Below are 1,326 nucleotides of genomic sequence, written 5' to 3' on the forward strand. Positions count from 1 at the left end.
CCGACACGGTTCGTACGACATTGGCCGCCCACACATTGGCGGCCAATGTCGAGAACCTCACCTACATCGGAACGGCAGCCTTTACCGGGATAGGCAATCTGCTCGACAACGTTATCATAGGTGGTGTTGCTGCCGACAAGCTCATGGGGGCTGGTGGCAACGACACTTTGATCGGCGGTGGTGGCGCCGACACGATGTCGGGCGGGACGGGTGACGACATCTATGTGGTCGATATTGCGACCGATCTGGTGATCGAGAATGTGAACGAAGGGACGGATACGGTCCAGACAGCGCTTGCAGCCTACTCCATTGCCGCATTGGTCAATGTCGAGAACCTGACCTATACGGGATCCGCCAGCTTCACCGGCACCGGCAATGCGCTGGCCAACACGATCACCGGCGGTACCGGCAACGATATGCTGAATGGCGCGGCAGGTGCGGACACCTTGATCGGCGGGGCTGGCCACGACACTTACATCGTCGACAATGCCGGCGACATCGTCACCGAAGCTGCCAATGAGGGGATCGACACGGTTCGCACGAACTTGGCGAGCTATACGCTTGCCGGCAATGTCGAGAACCTGAGCTTTGCCGGCACAGGAGCTTTCGCTGGTACCGGTAACAATCTCGACAATACGATCACGGGTGGCGCTGCCACCGATACGCTTTCCGGCGGCGCCGGCAATGACACGCTTGACGGCGGGGCCGGTGCGGACAGCTTGATCGGCGGTGAGGGCGACGACACCTATACCGTCGACAATGCCGGCGACCTCGTCACCGAAGCCGCCGATGAGGGAGCCGACACGGTTCGCACGACATTGGCGAGCTATACGCTTGGTAGCGATGTCGAGAACCTCACCTATACCGGAACGGCAGCCTTTACCGGGACGGGCAATGGCCTCGCCAACACGATCCGGGGCGCGGCAGGTGCCGACATCCTGGACGGAAAGGCCGGAGCAGACATACTGATCGGCGGAGTGGGCAACGACACCTATATTGTCGATGATCTGGCCGACGTGGTCACCGAAGGACTGAATGAAGGAACCGATCTGATCAAGACGGCGCTTTCAATCTATACGCTCGGCAACAATGTCGAGAACCTGCTCTATACGGGATCCGCTAGCTTCACCGGCACCGGCAATGCGCTCGTCAATACGATCACCGGCGGCGCCGGCAACGATTTGCTGGACGGCGGCGCCGGCAATGACACGCTTGACGGCGGCGCCGGCAACGACACCTATGTGGTCGACAGTGCGAGCGACGTGATCAAGGAGGCGGTCGGCGCCGGCACCGACGAAATCCGCACGGCGCTTGCAGCCTACTCGA

At 61.0% G+C, this 1,326-nt stretch carries 1 protein-coding gene; it reads left to right on the forward strand.

Translation table 11 applies throughout. The features are described 5' to 3' along the window. The coding region (locus C3Y91_RS02425) for a calcium-binding protein (RefSeq protein ID WP_168574931.1) at window positions 1–1,326 on the forward strand (1,326 nt) is incomplete at both ends.

The organism is Rhizobium ruizarguesonis (assembly GCF_012349115.1).
Taxonomy (GTDB): domain Bacteria; phylum Pseudomonadota; class Alphaproteobacteria; order Rhizobiales; family Rhizobiaceae; genus Rhizobium; species Rhizobium ruizarguesonis.